Source organism: Sulfitobacter sp. JL08, from assembly GCF_003352045.1.
In the GTDB taxonomy this organism is placed as follows: Bacteria; Pseudomonadota; Alphaproteobacteria; order Rhodobacterales; family Rhodobacteraceae; genus JL08.
Genome location: NZ_CP025815.1, coordinates 3,629,971 through 3,645,798, shown reverse-complemented (window position 1 = coordinate 3,645,798; position 15,828 = coordinate 3,629,971). Strand labels below are relative to the sequence as shown.

The window sequence follows — 15,828 nt, the reverse complement described above, 5'->3', positions numbered from 1 at the left end:
GTTCAGATCAGAACCCGGCGCCAAAGCTGCCCGGCGCAGAGTCGATCACCACAACCTGCCGGTCACGGATCGTTGCCACCGCCATTCCACGTTCGTTTGTGCCATCGGGCAGCAGGCGGAAAATGCCATTCACGCCCTGAAACCCTGCCGGTTGGGTCAAAGCGCCGCCCGTCAGCGCGTTTGCATTGCCACTTCCCACCAAGGCCCCGATTGCGGCGATGCCGTCATAGGCCAGACCGCCAATGGGATGCGGTGCCGCCCCGTAAGCCACCTGATACCGCGACTGGAAGGCCGCGCTTCGACCGGGGTCGGGCAGTGCAAACCATCCGTTCTGCACACCGGGCAGTTCAAGGGTTTGCGACGGAATATCCCAGCGGGTCAGGCCGATAAACTGTGTCTGTGCCGGATCAACGCCAGCTTCCGGCAGTAATTGTGTCAGCAGGGGAAGGGCGGACGCCGTTGTTGCCGTGGTAAACATGGCATCCGCACCCGAAGACCCAACGGCCGCGCGGATTTCCGGGACGGCCGCAACCACGCCCTGTTGCGATAACTGATAGGGAACCGAGGCCACGACAGACGCGCCGCTGCGTCGAACCGCATTTTCGATCGCGGCCTTGCCTTGTTCACCGGCAACATCTTGCGAATGGACCACAACGATGCGCGATTTTCCCTGTCCGGCGGCAAATTGCGCGAGTCGGTTGGCCGTGTTCTGAAAGGTTGGTCCCAGCACAAAAACGTTGCCGCCCGCGATCGAGGCATTGTTGGAGAATGACAAGACGTTCACACCCTTGTTCGCCACGGCAAGTCCCACCGCGTTCGCGGATGCGCCATAGACCGGGCCCAGAATAATCTTGGCACCATCCGCAACGGCCTGCGTTGCCTGACTGGCGGCGATGTCAGCGTTGCCTGCGGTGTTGTAGACACGCAGATCGATTTCCACACCCTGCAGATCGCTGATCGCCAATCGCGCAGCATTTTCAAGGCTTTGCGCAAGAACATCATCACCGGATTGCCCTGATCCGCGCGGAACCAGCAGCGCCACAGGAACCGGCGTAGTCGGGTTGATCGATGGACCACCAAGATTGCTGGACGGAACCCCGTCACACGCAGCGAGTGCCAAAAGGCCCAAGACAGCGAACATGCGCAAGCCAAGCTTGCGGGCGGGGGTTAAAACAGCAAAAATGGACACAAGCGATACTCCCTGACCGGACGGCGACAGCCCGCCCTTTGACGTTGCAGGGATAATAGACGTCACGAAAGGCGGGTCCAGCGTTGAATCACCAAAAGGTCAGATTGGCACCGGGTGTCTACTTTGTGGCGACGCCGATCGGGACGGCGCGGGACATTACATTGCGTGCGCTGGATATATTGGCGTCCGCCGATGTGATCGCGGCAGAAGACACGCGCAGCATGCGGCGTCTGATGGATATTCACGGCGTGCCATTGGGGGATCGCCCGCTGCTGGCCTATCACGATCATAACGGTTCGGCGGTGCGCCCAAAGCTTTTGCACTATCTTGAACAGGGTAAATCCGTGGCCTACGCATCCGAAGCCGGCATGCCCCTGATTGCCGATCCGGGGTTGGATCTGGCACGGGCGGCACAAGGCGAAGGGTATCTGGTCACCATTGCGCCCGGTGCGTCTGCCGTTCTGTCTGCCCTGGCGCTGGCCGGATTGCCGACTGACGCATTCTTTTTTGCCGGGTTCCTGCCAAACGCGGGCGGTGCGCGACGGACCGCCCTTGAATCATTGCGCGAGATACCGGGAACGCTTGTGTTTTACGAATCACCCAAACGTGTTGCGGCGATGTTGGCCGATGCGGCGACGGTTCTGGGCGATGACCGCAAGGCGGCAATCTGTCGGGAACTGACCAAGAAATTCGAGGAAGTCAAACGTGGCACCCTTGGTGAACTGGCCGCAGAAATCGCTGGAACGACCCTGAAAGGTGAAATTGTCGTGGTGATAGACCGGCAACGTTCGGAAACTGTTAGCGAAATGGACGTAGAATCGGCGCTTAGACAGGCATTAACCTCTATGTCGGTCAAAGATGCCGCAGATCTGGTTTCGCAAGCGCACAACCTGCCGCGGCGCAAAATGTACCAGTTGGCGTTGAAACTGGGAAAGGACGACGGTTGAATTCGATCACGGGCCAGCGGGCTTATCATGCCGGTGTCGCTGCGGAAAACATGGTGGCGCGCGTGTACGAAAACCGCGGCTGCATCATTGCGCACAGACGATGGCGCGGACGGGGTGGTGAAATCGATCTGATAGTGCGCGATGGTGCGATGGTTATTTTTGTTGAAGTCAAAACCTCAAAATCATTCGCGCGGGCTGCCGAACGGGTTTCGCCGCTCCAGATAGAGCGTATCCGGAATTCGGCGGCGGATTTTTTGGGGTCAAAGCCTTCGGGCAGCCTGACAGAGGCGCGTTTTGATGTTGCGCTGGTCGATCATGCGGGAATGGTTCAGGTGATCGAAAACGCGTTTGTCCATATGTAAGCTGATGTGATCGCCCATTGCGCCGGCGTTCCGGCTGCGCCATGTATCGCAAAAGGTCACATGGGGTTATGTCATGAAAATCGCTTTTCAAATGGATCCGATCGGTGCGGTCGATATCAATGCCGACAGTTCGTTCCGTCTGGCAGAAGAGGCGCAATCGCGTGGCCACAGCCTGTTTTATTACGAACCCGATCATCTTGCCTATCAGGAGGGCAGGATCACGGCGCGCGGGCACGACCTGACTGTGCAACGCGTTCAGGGGGATCATGCGCATCTTGGTCCGGTTCGCGAAGTGGATCTGTCGGAATTCGATGCTGTCTGGCTGCGTCAGGATCCGCCTTTTGACATGCACTACATCACGTCCACCCATCTTCTGGACCGGCTGGCGCCCAAGACGCTGGTGGTGAACGACCCGTTTTGGGTGCGCAACTATCCCGAAAAGCTTTTGGTTCTCGATTTTCCGGATCTGACACCGCCGACGACAATTGCGCGTGACCTTGAAACGATAAAGGCGTTCAAGGCGCGTCATGGAGATGTCATTCTAAAACCGCTTTACGGTAATGGCGGCGCGGGTGTTTTCCGCCTGGACGCCAATGACAGGAACCTGACATCGCTGCACGAATTGTTCACCGGTTTCTCGCGTGAACCGCTGATCGTGCAGAAATTTCTGCCGGATGTTCGCAATGGGGACAAACGTGTCATCCTTGTCGATGGCGAACCTGTCGGCGCCATCAATCGCGTCCCTGCCGAGGGCGAAACCAGATCCAACATGCATGTGGGTGGACGTCCTGAGAAAATCGGCCTGAGCGAGCGGGATCGCGAAATCTGCGCGCGCATTGGCCCGCTGTTGCGTGAAAAGGGGCAGGTTTTCGTCGGGATCGATGTGATCGGTGATTACCTGACCGAGATTAACGTGACGTCTCCCACCGGCATTCAGGAGCTTGAGCGCTTTGACGGGGTCAATATCGCGGGCAAGATCTGGGATGCGATCGAAGCGCGTTGCAAAGGCTGACGGGGCACCGTTTCAGGGTGATTGCACTGCGTCATTCAGCCGGAAACTGATCGCCTCGGCGATGTGGGTGCGCGATACGTGATCATCCCCGTCCAGATCGGCGATGGTCCGCGCGACACGCAAAACGCGATGATAGCCGCGTGCGGACAAGCCAAACCGTTCGGCAGCCTGGATCAAAAGCGTTTTTCCCTCTTTGTCGGGTGTTGCCACCTGTTCCAGAAGATCACCCTCGGCGTCGGAATTTTCGCTGACATCCGGAAAATCCGCATAGCGTTCATTCTGTCTCTGACGGGCCATCGCCACCCTGCCTGCAACGTCTTTGGACGTGTCGCCGCTCGCTGGTAAATCCAGATCGGTAAATGCAACGGGGGGAACGTCCACGCGCAGATCGAACCTGTCCATCAGGGGGCCGGAAATGCGCCCCATATAGTCTTCTCCGCATTGGGGGACGCGGGCGCATGCGCGTGCGGGATCGGTCAGATACCCGCATTTGCAGGGGTTGGCCGCGGCAACCAGCATGAATTTGCAAGGGTATCTGACATGCGCATTGGCCCGGGCGACGATAACCTCGCCTGTTTCGATCGGCTGGCGCAGTGTTTCCAGAACGGCACGCGGAAATTCGGGAAACTCGTCCATGAACAGAACGCCGTTATGCGCCAGGGAAATTTCACCCGGTTTCGCGCCACGCCCACCGCCGACAATGGCCGCCATAGACGCCGTGTGGTGCGGTTCACGAAACGGCCGTGCCCGTGAAATGCCGCCTTCATCCAAAAGCCCGCTGAGCGAATGAATCATTGATGTTTCAAGAGCTTCGGAAGGACGCAAAGGCGGCAGAATCCCCGGAATTCTGGCCGCCAGCATGGATTTCCCGGATCCGGGCGTGCCAACAAAAATCAGATGGTGGCGCCCCGCAGCCGCGATTTCAAGCGCCCGTTTGGCACGTTCCTGTCCTTTGACATCGCGCAGGTCGCGGGCGTGATGTGTGGCCGTGACAACGCCCGGTTCTGACGGGGCGATCGGGTTCTGGCCTAAATAATGGCGCACGACATCCGCAAGGCTGGCCGCGCCGATCACTTGCGTGTTGCCTACCCAGGCCGCTTCCGCCCCGCACGCCTTGGGACATAACAGTCCGCGGTTTTCTTCTGCCGCGGCCATCGCCGCTGGCAATGCCCCCAAAACAGGGATCAGCGATCCGTCAAGCGAAAGCTCGCCCAGTGCGATTGTACCTTCTATGGAATCGCGCGGGACAATATCCAGAGCCGCCAGAAGAGCCAGCGCAATGGGCAAATCGAAATGGCTGCCTTCCTTGGGCAAGTCGGCCGGGGACAGGTTGATAGTGATGCGTTTTGAGGGCAGCGCGATCGCCATGGAACTGAGAGCGGTGCGCACACGGTCGCGTGCCTCTGATACGGCCTTGTCCGGCAGGCCGACGATGGCGAATGCCGGCAATCCCGGTGTCACCGCGCATTGCACTTCAACCAGACGCGCTTCGATCCCCTGAAATGCAACCGTGTAGGCGCGCGTAATCACACCTGACCCCTTTAGGTTTCCCAAGGGTTAATGGGTAGCCTGTTGTTGGTTTAGGAATGGTTAACAAATGGGGTCAGCTGACCGGCCACGGGGTGTTGGGCACATCCTGTGGGTAGGGAAACGGATCATAGCTGATCTCAAGCGCCTGTTTGCGCCACGCAACAAAGGCGGGGTCGCCTATGGTTTGCATGCAGTAGGTTCTGGCGTCTTCGCTGATGGGCAGTCCGTACCCTATTATGCGCGCCGCGACAGGCGCAAAAAATGCGTCGGCAGCGGTGTATGCCCCGAACAGCCACGGCCCGCTTTTGCCATGCCGCCTGCGCGCCAAATTCCAAAGGGTTTCGATCCTGTCCAGATCCGCCAGCACATCCGGCGCGGGTTCATAGCCCACATGACACATTTGCAACTGCATCGGGCAGGTGCTGCGCAAGGCGCTGAACCCCGACGCCATTTCCGCGCACATCCATCTTGCCAGGATACGCGCGCTTTCCTCGGTCGGCCAATGGCCTGCATCCGGGTGACGTTCGGCCAGTGTTTCGACAATGGCCATGGTTTCACCAACCACATCGCCCTGCGGTGTTCTGAGGACGGGGACCAGACGCGCAGGGGCCAAAGGGGCAAGATCCTGCGCCATGGTGCCGGAATAAAGGCCAACCAGATGGGTGTTGTGGGGCAGGCCGAATTTCTTCAGCAACAGCCAGCCGCGCAAAGACCAGCTTGAAAACAACCGGTCACCGATGAAAAGATCATATGTCATGACACGATGCTAAAGCGAAACGGATGACCGGAAAAACGAAGAAATGTGCGCCCTTGGATCACGGTATGTGATTTTCACGCGGTGAATAGAGCCCTTATTTTCATGACGGTTTGCGGATTTCTGTTGCCCTGTGGCAACGCTGTGTCACCAACCTTGGGCCTGCCGCGGGTGTTGCCCAGTCAGAGAAAACCCCCGGCCGTGGTAGCGACCGGGGTTCTCTTTATGTGTCATACGGTCCAGAGCCTCGGATGGGTGAAAGGGAGCGCATCGATTACCCACGGATCCACGAGTTCATCCCGCTCGACTGCGACAGGCGCATACCATATCCCTTGTGTGTTGTCCACGCAAGAGCGTGCATTTATAACACAGCTTTTTAGCCCGTCTGCGTTGACGCATAACGGGCTACTGTGATATTTAGTGGTTGAGCCACAGTTCTATACTATGTGTAGACCGAAGGCGCACCCCCTCGATCGACTTGGTTACATCCGGGAAGATGCAAATCGATCAGGGCTCATCGCACTCTCCTGCGCGCCCGCCGTTCGGACCACACAGTGCTTTTTACATCGCGGGCTATGAAAGGTCAAGGCCTGCTATGGCATATTTTTCTGACGACTTACGGCGCATCTGCGCCGCCCTCCCCGCGTCCTTCAAGGACAGCGGCGACTTCAAAACATTCATTACCCGCTACGCGGACAGTGATCATGCATATTTCCTGTCGCCGATCACGACGGCCCAGTGCGCTGAGCTTCTGGGCATCACTGCCCAAGCGCTGCGTAATCGCCGATGCCGCAACGATGGACCTCCGGGCTATATCGAGCCCGCCAACGGCAAGGGCAACGGCATGTATCAGAACAGGCTGACTATATTTCGTTGGATCAACGAACAGGTCGAGGCGGCCTGATATGGGTGATACATTCAAACTCGCCAAGCGCATCCGCAGGGTGTGGAGTGTACCGGTTTTCCCGGTGCTGATCACGTGGGACGAGAAACGGAAGAAGTTTCGGAAGACGCCGCTCGCGCGGTGGGCCCACTGTCCGCCCCTCGACGACAACGCTCCGTGGGGCCGCGCCAACGCCGTCGGCGTGCCTATGGGCGAACGCTCTGGTCTGATCACGATCGATCGTGACGACTACAAAGAGGGGTCGGATGACGCCGCGTGGTTCGCGAAGCACAACATGCCCGAGACGCTGACACATTCCACGCGCAGCGGTGGACGGCATTACATCTTCGAATATCCCGAGGATGTCACGCTGACCAACGTCGCTCCCAAGGAGCACGGGATCGATGTCCGTGGTCAGGGCGGCTACATCGTCTGGGCCGACCTGCTGGGCCATTACCAGACGGTGGTCGACGTCGAACCCGTGCCTTTGCCCAGTAGCGTGCTGGCTGAGCTGACAGAGCTTAACCGCGACGCCGCGACAAGGGCGCTGAAGGACATCCGGGTGCCGGATCCCCGTAACATCCGCCCAGACCTGCAGGGGCGGCTGGTCGAGGCCTGCCGCAGCATGAAAAACACGCTGCTGCGCCGGCGCCTGCTCCAAGGCTCGACCGAGGGGCTGGGCGACAAGTCCAAGTCGGCGATGGACATGTCCGTGGCGTCGCTGATGGCGAGCGCCGGCTTCAACTACGAAGAGATCGTGATGATCCTGATGGACCATTTCGAGCACGGGGTGATGGCCCGGGACGGATGGACGGATATGTCCGAGCGGTCGGTCCTGCGCTGCGCGACCCGCGCCATCGAGCAACATGAAAACAGAACAGCCCAGCGGAGCGACGTGGTCGCGGCCGCAGCTGCATCAATGCACCAGATCGGTGCCCAACTGAAAGGCCTTTCGACATGAAAGACGCAAAGAAAAAGAAAAAAGACAACAACAACGTGGTCAATTTGAAGGCGATCGAGGCCGATCCCGTGAATACCGCTATGCAGGAGCTGGAAGCCAATCTGCTGTGGAGCCAGACGACCACAGGGACGCAGGTGATCAAAAACGCGCAGAAGAACTACAGCGTGTTCATGAAACACCACCCCGATCTAAGGGGCTGCTTCGCGTTCGACGAGTTCGACAATCAGCCGATCCTGACGGCGCCGATCCCGGGGTCATATGAAGACAACGGGCAGCCCTTCACCCCTCGCCCCTTCACGTCTAGCGATGTCACCGCCGTGGTGCAGTGGCTTGATGAACACTCAAAGATACACGGGATGATTTCGAAGGAAAAGGCCGAGGAGGCGATGTATTTTGCGGCAGATTTCAACCGCGGCGATCGACTGAAGCAATATCTGGAAACCTGCGCCGCCAAGTGGGACCGCAAGCGCCGCATCGAAGACCTCTTTCGCGTTCATATGGTCGCCAGTGATTGGAACGAATACAGCAAAGAGATGGGCGAGATCTGCATGATGGCACAGGTGCTGCGAGGGCTATATCCCGGCGCCAAGCTGAAGATCATGCCCATCATCGAGGGGGCACAGTCTATCGGCAAGTCGCCCAGTCTGGAGGCGCTGTGCCCAGATGGGAAAATGTTCGGCGACAGCCCGCCTCTACCCCTATCGGACACGCTGAAGTCGGGCCTCTACCTTCGCGGCAAGTTTCTCGTTGAACTGGCGGAGATGGCGCCGGTGCGCAAGACGGATCAGAACGAGTTGAAGTCGTACATCACGCGGCAAAATGAGGAGTTCATCCCCAAATATGTCCGAAACGCCGTCAGCGAGCCCAGACGCTGCATGATCTGGGGCACCACGAACGAAGACACCTACCTGCGCGATGAAACCGGCGCGACGCGGTACTACCCGATCGAGGTCGAGACGACGTTCCCAGATAAGATCCGCGAGGACCGCGACCAGCTGCTGGGCGAGGCTGTCGTTGCGCTGAAAGAGGCGCTCGACGCGGGTGAAAATTGGTGGGAGCTGTCGCCCAAGGCGCAGGAGTATCTGGTCGATCTACGGGACAACAAGGCGGAGGACGACCCCTACACCTCTGTTGTGCTGAACTACGTCGAGGGGCTGACCGAAGTCACGACCCGCGAAATCGTTTTAAAACCGGCGAATTACAAGGATCGCCCGGGGCTCGGTCTCGACAACCACGCTGGACGCGGCCCGGGGATGCAGGTCGCCGCCATCCTCCGCAAAAACGGCTGGCGCAGGGCGAAGAAGGTCAAATCGTCTGGGCCGTACAGAGGTCAGGCGGTCTACTTGGCACCGAAAAAGCGCAGCTGACGCGGGGTACTGATGGCGTTGATAACGCACATGCCCACCGACACGTGCCATATGACCGTTGCGTTGATGCATCGTTTCATAGCTTGCCTGAGCGCGCACTTTGTCAGCCGAACGCTGCGCAAGATGGGGTTCGAGCCCCGGATCATTCCCGCGATTTATGTGAAGCCTTTCAACAAGGGCCAGAAGAACGACTACAATGACGCTGAAGCTATTGCAGAAAGCGTCTCTGGAACAGGCGGAAGCAGAGCTCGCGAAAACTTACATCTACGCGGGTGTGGATGGTTCAGTCGAGCAGTTCACTTTGCAGGTGGGAGACTATGTCAATCCGATCTTGCGCCCTGCAGGGATTCTGATCCCTGAAAAGTTCTCCAGAAATAAGCGATTCCTAGCCAGTTTCGGCCAGATTTCTGCGCCTGTTATCAAGGTGGGAAGCTACGTCGAAATGTCCTGCCTTTCCAAACCTTTCACTGTAATCCCAATGGTGGTGGTCGATATTCAGGATGTTATACCCTCGGGACAGATCAGGCAGGAGGACCGTCTTCTTGATCCGCAGATTGGCCTGTTACCGGGCAGCCTAACGGTTTTCCTGGAGCCTGTTTATCCTGGCAGTGTCGACGAAGTTTTGACCGGGTCCACGTGTCTGGCGAATGCATACAGTAATCATCATGACGTTCTACACGAAGGTGACGTTGGTTCTGTCGAGCGGGTCTATCTGCACGCCGTGGATACGCTGGGGTTGGTTCACGCGATTATTCTGAGAATTCAAGTATTTATGCTCCCGGTGTTTTCGTTGGTCTTGAGTGGCCACTAATTTGGAACTCATCAGGGAAGTAACCCGCACAACCACGCCGCCTTCAGCCGCCGTTAGTGACCGTTGCGGCGAAGGGGCGGTTTACGGACTTTGATATCTCAGGACGTCGATTTGAAAAATGGCCCACAGAAACGCAAAACCCCTGCTGTCAGCGGGCAACAGGGGTACATTTGTTCAGCATCGAGGAATGAAATGCATCATCCTTCGCGTTCCAATTTTTTGCGTGCCAACTTACGGGCACGGCGGATAGCTTCAGCTTTCTGGCGTGCGTTTTTCTCGGACGGCTTCTCGAAATGTTGCTTGAGCTTCATTTCACGGAAAACGCCTTCCCTCTGTAGCTTTTTTTTTCAGAACCCGGAGGGCCTGATCGACATTGTTGTCACGAACGCTAACTTGCATGAGATTTGCACCACCTTTCTAGTTTGAAGTTGCAGTAATTTTCAGCAATTGGCCGAGCTAATTTTTTGGCTTCATCCGCCACTAACTTAGAAAGAGAAAGTAATCTCACCGGATTGCCCGCTGATGCTTTCTGCGTCGACAATTCCCGCCGCAATCATTTTTCCAAATGCGGCTTTGTTGATTTCGGTTGCAGCCTCCATCTTGGCTTGAGTGTCATATTTGGCGATAACAATGCCTTTGCCATCGCCCACTGAGATAACATCAATAAATTCCGCGCCAGCAGCTGCCACTTCTTCGCGTAAAGTTTCAGCGAACTCGACCATCTTGCTCATATCTCGTGATGTAAATTCGGTAAGTCTAAAAACTGGCATCTTTTTGAGCTCCTTGGCTTCTGTTTGAATGGTGAAGGTTACCAGTCTTTCCAATCCGGGCAAACAAAATCTGAGAACCTGTGGGTTTTCTACGCTTCATCTGCTTTTTGCCAAGGTCGCCAAGTCCGCAGTGCGGACCTCCACGCATGGCGCAACGAACGTCCGGAATCCGCCCGAGATATCAGTGGGCTTTCTAAAACAGTTGGAATTTCGCACTTGCAGCGAATTCACACTTTGTCCGCGACTGAGACATACGTCGCAGCCGCAGCGAACGTCGGGTGCCGGTGAAAGCAGTCGTTCAGAACCAAAACTTCGAATTTCCAGTCGTGAACGGCTGCTTAACGCGACGAACCGGTCATTAGAGAAAAACAGTCGAATGACTGGTCAGAGCCCAGAGCGGACGCGCCAGATCGCGCATCAGCACCTCATTTCAATTAGAAAACCCGACTTTGATCGCTTATCGGAAGCCGTCTTAAGGATACGACCAATTTTGCTTCAAAGGTTTAAAACTGTTTTGATGGCATTGTCTACGATCCCGGCGAGCAGCCCGTTTCTGTCCGCTTCGCATCCAGCCCGCAGCGCTTCAATAAATTCCGCGCGCAGTGCCGCAAATTCTTCCTCGGTGCCTGCATATTCTGAAATATCGATACCGCGGTTCGCAAATGATACGATAGCCATTTTACGAACAACATCCACGATTGCCTCTTCGTCTCCGCCAGTTTCCTCAACGACGGTTTCGCATGAGTGATGCATGACTGGCAGCGCTTCTTTGAGCATCTGGTCCAGTTCCTCGTCTGCGGTCGCGCTCACCGCAGATATGACAATAGCAAGTGCGCCAAAACCCAATAGTCTAATTATAGTCATTAGTTCAGCTTCCTTCAAATTTAGATCGGATTCGGGATATGTCGCTGTTAGGAATTATTGCCGATAATCGCTCCAGCAACTCCCCCAGCGACGGCTCCTTTACCGCCCCCTATCAAACCGCCAACACCCGCGCCAATAACGGCTCCTTTCCCTTTCTTGCTTAGGGCATGTGCCGAAGTGACGGAAACCAGCGCGAACATCAGAGCTAAAACGCCAGAAATGAAAAGGTTCTTTCGTTGATTGGCAGACATAGTAAATTCCCCTTATCTGTCATTGCCGAAGTGGAATACCGGAGCAGAAGAATGCCACTGCTTTGTGTCTCGTTCAAGCTTTATGGACACACTGCTTCCATGATATGTGCACCTGACGTAAAATCTGAGCCAGGCTCCAGGTCTCAGCGCCGCGGTCTTGATCTAAACTTTGTAATGGTTGACGCATAGTTGGACAGCCCCCCTGTCCTAAGGCCGCGCCTGTGGCGCGATAGCGATGTAACACCCGCAAACTCAAACGGCGGCAAAGTCCCGCATGTGAGACATTCGACGATTTTTCACGAACGTCCGCTGCTGGTGAAAGCCGACTTTCGGGCTGGAAATTTCAAATCGACGGCCTCGAACGACTGCTAAACGCGACACAGCAGCCACTGACCAAAATTTGGCGTAGGTCTGCTCTGAGCCCAATGCCGACCTCGATTTCCAAAGGACCGTCTGAGGCGAACCGCAGAGATTTTCACTCGATGTCGGCAGTCGCGAAGAACACACGGCGGTGCGGCTTGGATAGGCTAAATGATGCCCTCAACCGATGTCACTTGTGTGGCGTGCCGTCTTTTTCATTTTTCGCCAACAGGGTCTCGAATTTGTTCTGTATTTCACGCAGTTCCTCGATGGCGCCGCGAATGTCTCCGCTATCGTAGAGCATGACTTCGACATGCTTTCCTATATGAGACAATTGTTTCTGAACTTCGTGCCGGGCTTCTTGAGCTAGGCTCTTCAACTCGTAATAGCGTACCGGACGAGCAAAACCTCGCGGCTGAAACTCCCCCGCGAGGTCTGCCAAGACCACAGTTTCGACCAGGTTATAAGTGTTTTCATCCACAACGATCTTGTTGGGTTCGGCCACACTCTGTAATCGAGAGGCCAGATTGACCGGGCTGCCAAGGACGGTGTAGTCGAGCCGCTGGTCTGAGCCGAAGTTACCAACCGTACAGAAACCAGTCGCGATACCCATTCGCACCTTCAGCCCATTGGTAACGCCTTTCTTACGCCAATGGCTCTGCAGCTGGGCGACCCTTTCCTGCATTCTTACAGCCATTTCGACACAACGAAGCGCATCCTCGGCCTCGCCCTCCGTTTCAGGATCGCCGAAAAAGACCATGATGGCATCGCCGATGAACTTGTCGATGGTTCCGCCACACTCAAGCGCGATATTGGTCATCTCGGACAGATAGGAATTCACAATGTCGGCAAGGCGTTCTGGTTCGAGCGTGTCGCTGAGATCGGTGAATTGGACGATGTCGGAAAAAAAGATGTTCAGTGTCTTACGTTTGTGCACGTGCGAAGTGTCTTCACTTTCCGAGAAGATACTCTTGTAGATCTGTGGCGAAAGGTATTTCGCCAGCCGGGTCGCGAGGTTTTGCAGTTCCTGAGATTTCGCTTCGATCAACTCGCGGTCCCGCAGCTTCTGTTCCAGAAGCTCCTCGCGTTCCTTGCGAAGCGACCATTCTGTCGTCCGGTCGACGAACTGGCCCTGTATGCCGTTTAGATAAGAAAAATCAGCGTCTTGTGTGAACGTGGATAGCAGCGAGTAGATCCGGTCTTCCCCGTTTGCTGAAATCTCGACCTTGGGTAGCAAGACCGAACCATTTTTCAATAATTCCGTTCTGTAGGTGTCAATCTGGACACCGGGAACACCAAGCTGTTCGAGTACATCGAGCATTGAGGCTTTCGACACATTTCCGAGCAAAGGAAAAAAAGCTCGGAAATTGTCATTGGTGCGCAGGATCTCGAAGTCTTTATTGGCGAAATATGCTGCGGTAATCGCGTTCCTGAAGTTGAAAAAGCTTAAGTCAACGATCGATTTTTGATTGAAGAACTGCTCTGCATTCATTCCCGTCTCTCCTGACGTGCAATCTGCTCGGTCTGATTGGCTCGGTACTGTGCGAGCTTGCCGGTCGCAGCCCCCCAACTCGTAACGCAGTATGGAACGCAATAGGTCAGGATAACCTTGAAAACCGGAGGGTAGTCTCCCGCGAGGATGGTGTCGCCATGATTGATGCCGGTCAGAACTGTTCCAACTACCAAGGCGGTCAAAGCCGCTTTGCGTGGCGTGCCGCCGCCGAACAGCAATTCAGGTATGCTCGGTTCGGACTGTGCGATCAGCGTCTCCAATAAGTATCTCAGGGGCCAAGTCGGCGCGGCGATCATTCTTCGGATGCTTCAGCATGCGATCCAATCTAGAGGAGCACACTTTCTCCAGACTAGCTAGTTCTTTTGAAACGGCTCTACTTAGATGAAAGGGCTTTGTACCCATGGAACTGAACGGCCGTTTTGTCCGGCGGTTTCAAAGGGTCGACGCAACACTTTAATCTTTGACCAAAGATGGAGTGTAATTCATGGCCTATCGGAAGCGGATATATTTTACGGACAAACAGAAGGCAGAGATTTGGGACCGCTGGCAGCGCGGAGAGTCGATGAGTTCGATTGGGCGGCTGTTTGATCGGGAGTCCTCGTCGATTTATCCGCTGCTTGCGCGCACTGGCGGTATTCGCCCGCCAGATCGCATCAGGTCACGGCTCGCTCTGACCTTGATCGAGCGAGAAGAGATATCGAGGGGCTTGCGTGCGAAAGCCTCTCTGCGCTCAATTGCCCGAGCTTTGAAGCGACCAGCTTCCACAATCAGTCGCGAGGTCCGGCGTAATGGAGGACCCAAACTTTACCGTGCAGCAGCGTCTGACACAGCAGCGTGGGACCGCGCTCATCGGCCAAAACTTTGCAAGCTGAACGGTAATGCCTATCTCTGCCATGCGATATCAGCCAAGCTGAAGCGCAAATGGTCCCCGCAACAAATCGCAGGCTGGTTGATGCGCGAACATCCTGATGAGGAAGACAAACGCGTCTCTCACGAGACGATCTACCGAAGCCTGTTTATCCAGACACGCGGCGTACTTAAGAAAGAACTGTTGGCTCATCTGCGGGCTTCACGGGCCATCCGCCGATCTCGCCACGCCACATTGAAGCGCAGCGGGTTGGGTCGGTTCAACGATGCAATATCGATCCGTGACAGACCAGCAGAGGCCGAAGATCGAGCCGTACCAGGACATTGGGAAGGAGATTTGATCGCAGGTTCCGGCAACAGCTTCATTGCTACTCTCGTTGAGCGGCACACGCGTTACGTCATGCTGGCCAAGGTGAGCAACAAAGACAGTCACAGCGTCATTCAAGCGCTCATCAAGCAGTCACGCAAACTGCCCAAAGAGCTGTATCGTTCTCTGACATGGGATCGCGGGACAGAGATGGCAGGACATAAAAAGTTCACCTTGGCCACCGATATCGACGTCTTTCTATGCGAGCCACATTCGCCGTGGCAACGCGGCACAAACGAAAATACCAACCGCCTGCTGCGACAGTACTTCCCAAAAGGCACGGATTTGTCGATACATAGCCAAGCAAAGCTCAGCGCCGTCGCCAGACAGCTCAACGAGCGACCTCGAAAGACGCTCAACTACGAAACACCCGCAGAGCGTTTCAATTCATGTGTTGCGTCGACCCTTTGAAACCGCCCCGCAACCCGGTCATAGCTGCATTTTCAGCCAATGTCTGCTCTGGGTCAAAGCTGCCGTTGAGGCCGCGTCCCGTTTATAGGTCCAGAGCCTAGGCTGGGCGAAACAGGCTCTCAGAGATGCCCTCGCGGCGACATAACGCCGAGATGCTTTCCTCGCCACGAAGGCCCGCCAAAACAATGCGGATCTTCTCCTCCGCCGAGTAGGTCTGGCGGGTCTTGCGGCGGATGTTTTTGACCAGCTTGTCAGCTGCGTCTTTCGATGTTCCGGGCTTCTTGTTCATCTTCGCTCCTTAAAGGCTACGATGAACCAGAAACCCTCCGTTGTTCAAATCCTCAAATCTGTCCCACAGGTGCTGACGTCAGACATGTTCGAAAAATAGCATTTTTACCTATGGTTCGTTTAAGCAATCCGGCTCTCGTGCGCGCCACTCGCGCTTTGGTAAACCAAAATGACCAGCAGCCACTGAAGGTTTGAAGCGCCTGAGTCTGGTAATGCCAAGTTGGCTCAAAAATTAAATTAAGTTGCCATTTTTAAAAAAAAACGCAGCGCCCCTATTTTGTTTCCATGATCCACGCCGAACCGTCATTCCGACTTCGGCGC

Annotated in this window: 16 protein-coding genes and 3 pseudogenes; 9 read left to right on the top strand and 10 right to left on the bottom strand. The window is 55.9% G+C overall.

All coding sequences use genetic code 11. From position 1 onward, the window contains the following. Positions 1–7: 7 nt before the first annotated feature. Positions 8–1,183 carry a penicillin-binding protein activator gene (locus C1J05_RS17935; RefSeq protein WP_433990448.1) on the bottom strand — a complete coding sequence of 392 codons (1,176 nt, stop codon included), beginning with the start codon at positions 1,181–1,183 and terminating at the stop codon, positions 8–10. Between the two features lie 89 nt (positions 1,184–1,272). On the opposite strand from C1J05_RS17935, the gene rsmI reads away from it, so the two are divergent. From rsmI to gshB, 3 genes are all read left to right on the top strand, one after another. Next, positions 1,273–2,136: a 16S rRNA (cytidine(1402)-2'-O)-methyltransferase gene (rsmI, locus tag C1J05_RS17930; RefSeq protein WP_114871444.1), complete on the top strand. Its 864-nt coding sequence runs from the start codon at positions 1,273–1,275 to the stop codon at positions 2,134–2,136. Between the two features lie 5 nt (positions 2,137–2,141). Then, positions 2,142–2,498, top strand: a complete 357-nt coding sequence (locus tag C1J05_RS17925) for a YraN family protein (RefSeq protein ID WP_114872427.1) — start codon at positions 2,142–2,144, stop codon at positions 2,496–2,498. A 73-nt stretch (positions 2,499–2,571) separates the two neighbouring features. Further along, complete coding sequence (gene gshB / locus C1J05_RS17920; protein WP_114871443.1) at positions 2,572–3,510, top strand: glutathione synthase; 939 nt, start codon at positions 2,572–2,574, stop codon at positions 3,508–3,510. A gap of 12 nt (positions 3,511–3,522) precedes the next feature. On the opposite strand, the gene C1J05_RS17915 is transcribed toward gshB, so the two are convergent. Both C1J05_RS17915 and C1J05_RS17910 read right to left on the bottom strand, forming a co-directional pair. After that, positions 3,523–5,040: a YifB family Mg chelatase-like AAA ATPase gene (locus C1J05_RS17915; protein WP_114871442.1), complete on the bottom strand. Its 1,518-nt coding sequence runs from the start codon at positions 5,038–5,040 to the stop codon at positions 3,523–3,525. A gap of 73 nt (positions 5,041–5,113) precedes the next feature. Continuing rightward, a complete protein-coding gene (locus tag C1J05_RS17910; RefSeq protein WP_114871441.1) occupies positions 5,114–5,797 on the bottom strand; it encodes a glutathione S-transferase in 684 nt (227 codons plus the stop codon). A 592-nt stretch (positions 5,798–6,389) separates the two neighbouring features. Here C1J05_RS17910 and C1J05_RS17905 point away from each other — a divergent pair. From C1J05_RS17905 to C1J05_RS21590, 5 genes and pseudogenes are all read left to right on the top strand, one after another. Further along, the gene (locus C1J05_RS17905) at positions 6,390–6,698 is read left to right on the top strand and encodes a hypothetical protein (protein WP_114871440.1); all 309 of its coding nucleotides are present in this window, start codon (positions 6,390–6,392) and stop codon (positions 6,696–6,698) included. 1 nt (position 6,699) lies between these two features. Next, entirely contained in the window at positions 6,700–7,638 is a 939-nt protein-coding gene (locus C1J05_RS17900; protein ID WP_114871439.1) for a bifunctional DNA primase/polymerase, read from the top strand. Further along, positions 7,635–9,005 (top strand): virulence-associated E family protein, encoded by a 1,371-nt coding sequence (locus tag C1J05_RS17895; protein WP_114871438.1) that lies wholly within the window; start codon positions 7,635–7,637, stop codon positions 9,003–9,005. Before C1J05_RS17900 ends, C1J05_RS17895 begins: the two co-directional genes overlap by 4 nt. A gap of 81 nt (positions 9,006–9,086) precedes the next feature. Continuing rightward, positions 9,087–9,227, top strand: a pseudogene (locus tag C1J05_RS17890) (IS110 family transposase); the annotation flags it as partial. Continuing rightward, positions 9,202–9,816 (top strand): hypothetical protein, encoded by a 615-nt coding sequence (locus C1J05_RS21590; RefSeq protein WP_162797863.1) that lies wholly within the window; start codon positions 9,202–9,204, stop codon positions 9,814–9,816. The pseudogene C1J05_RS17890 and the gene C1J05_RS21590, both read left to right, overlap by 26 nt. A gap of 197 nt (positions 9,817–10,013) precedes the next feature. Here the strand turns inward: C1J05_RS21590 and rpsU are convergent. From rpsU to nrtS, 6 genes and pseudogenes are all read right to left on the bottom strand, one after another. Next, a pseudogene (rpsU, locus tag C1J05_RS17880) lies at positions 10,014–10,215 on the bottom strand (30S ribosomal protein S21). Between the two features lie 86 nt (positions 10,216–10,301). Then, entirely contained in the window at positions 10,302–10,586 is a 285-nt protein-coding gene (locus tag C1J05_RS17875; RefSeq protein ID WP_162797923.1) for a hypothetical protein, read from the bottom strand. A gap of 495 nt (positions 10,587–11,081) precedes the next feature. Next, positions 11,082–11,450 (bottom strand): hypothetical protein, encoded by a 369-nt coding sequence (locus C1J05_RS17870; protein WP_114871436.1) that lies wholly within the window; start codon positions 11,448–11,450, stop codon positions 11,082–11,084. 47 nt (positions 11,451–11,497) lie between these two features. Then, positions 11,498–11,701: a hypothetical protein gene (locus C1J05_RS17865; RefSeq protein ID WP_114871435.1), complete on the bottom strand. Its 204-nt coding sequence runs from the start codon at positions 11,699–11,701 to the stop codon at positions 11,498–11,500. A gap of 550 nt (positions 11,702–12,251) precedes the next feature. Then, positions 12,252–13,553 (bottom strand): adenylate/guanylate cyclase domain-containing protein, encoded by a 1,302-nt coding sequence (locus C1J05_RS17860; RefSeq protein ID WP_114871434.1) that lies wholly within the window; start codon positions 13,551–13,553, stop codon positions 12,252–12,254. After that, a complete protein-coding gene (gene nrtS / locus C1J05_RS17855; protein ID WP_114871433.1) occupies positions 13,550–13,870 on the bottom strand; it encodes a nitrate/nitrite transporter NrtS in 321 nt (106 codons plus the stop codon). The genes C1J05_RS17860 and nrtS overlap by 4 nt, the downstream gene beginning before the upstream one ends. A gap of 188 nt (positions 13,871–14,058) precedes the next feature. On the opposite strand from nrtS, the gene C1J05_RS17850 reads away from it, so the two are divergent. Further along, a complete protein-coding gene (locus C1J05_RS17850; protein WP_114871432.1) occupies positions 14,059–15,219 on the top strand; it encodes an IS30 family transposase in 1,161 nt (386 codons plus the stop codon). Positions 15,220–15,328: 109 nt separating this feature from the next. Here the strand turns inward: C1J05_RS17850 and C1J05_RS17845 are convergent. Further along, positions 15,329–15,508, bottom strand: a pseudogene (locus C1J05_RS17845) (transposase); the annotation flags it as partial. Between the last annotated feature and the right edge of the window lie 320 nt (positions 15,509–15,828).

Excerpts from the sequence above, each read along its gene's own strand:
- gshB (WP_114871443.1), top strand. The coding sequence starts at position 2,572 with ATGAAAATCGCTTTTCAAATGGATCCGATCGGTGCGGTCGATATCAAT.
- C1J05_RS17910 (WP_114871441.1), bottom strand. The coding sequence starts at position 5,797 with ATGACATATGATCTTTTCATCGGTGACCGGTTGTTTTCAAGCTGGTCT.
- C1J05_RS17905 (WP_114871440.1), top strand. The coding sequence starts at position 6,390 with ATGGCATATTTTTCTGACGACTTACGGCGCATCTGCGCCGCCCTCCCC.
- C1J05_RS17900 (WP_114871439.1), top strand. The coding sequence starts at position 6,700 with ATGGGTGATACATTCAAACTCGCCAAGCGCATCCGCAGGGTGTGGAGT.
- C1J05_RS17895 (WP_114871438.1), top strand. The coding sequence starts at position 7,635 with ATGAAAGACGCAAAGAAAAAGAAAAAAGACAACAACAACGTGGTCAAT.
- C1J05_RS21590 (WP_162797863.1), top strand. The coding sequence starts at position 9,202 with ATGACGCTGAAGCTATTGCAGAAAGCGTCTCTGGAACAGGCGGAAGCA.
- C1J05_RS17875 (WP_162797923.1), bottom strand. The coding sequence starts at position 10,586 with ATGCCAGTTTTTAGACTTACCGAATTTACATCACGAGATATGAGCAAG.
- C1J05_RS17870 (WP_114871436.1), bottom strand. The coding sequence starts at position 11,450 with ATGACTATAATTAGACTATTGGGTTTTGGCGCACTTGCTATTGTCATA.
- C1J05_RS17865 (WP_114871435.1), bottom strand. The coding sequence starts at position 11,701 with ATGTCTGCCAATCAACGAAAGAACCTTTTCATTTCTGGCGTTTTAGCT.
- C1J05_RS17860 (WP_114871434.1), bottom strand. The coding sequence starts at position 13,553 with ATGAATGCAGAGCAGTTCTTCAATCAAAAATCGATCGTTGACTTAAGC.
- nrtS (WP_114871433.1), bottom strand. The coding sequence starts at position 13,870 with ATGATCGCCGCGCCGACTTGGCCCCTGAGATACTTATTGGAGACGCTG.
- C1J05_RS17850 (WP_114871432.1), top strand. The coding sequence starts at position 14,059 with ATGGCCTATCGGAAGCGGATATATTTTACGGACAAACAGAAGGCAGAG.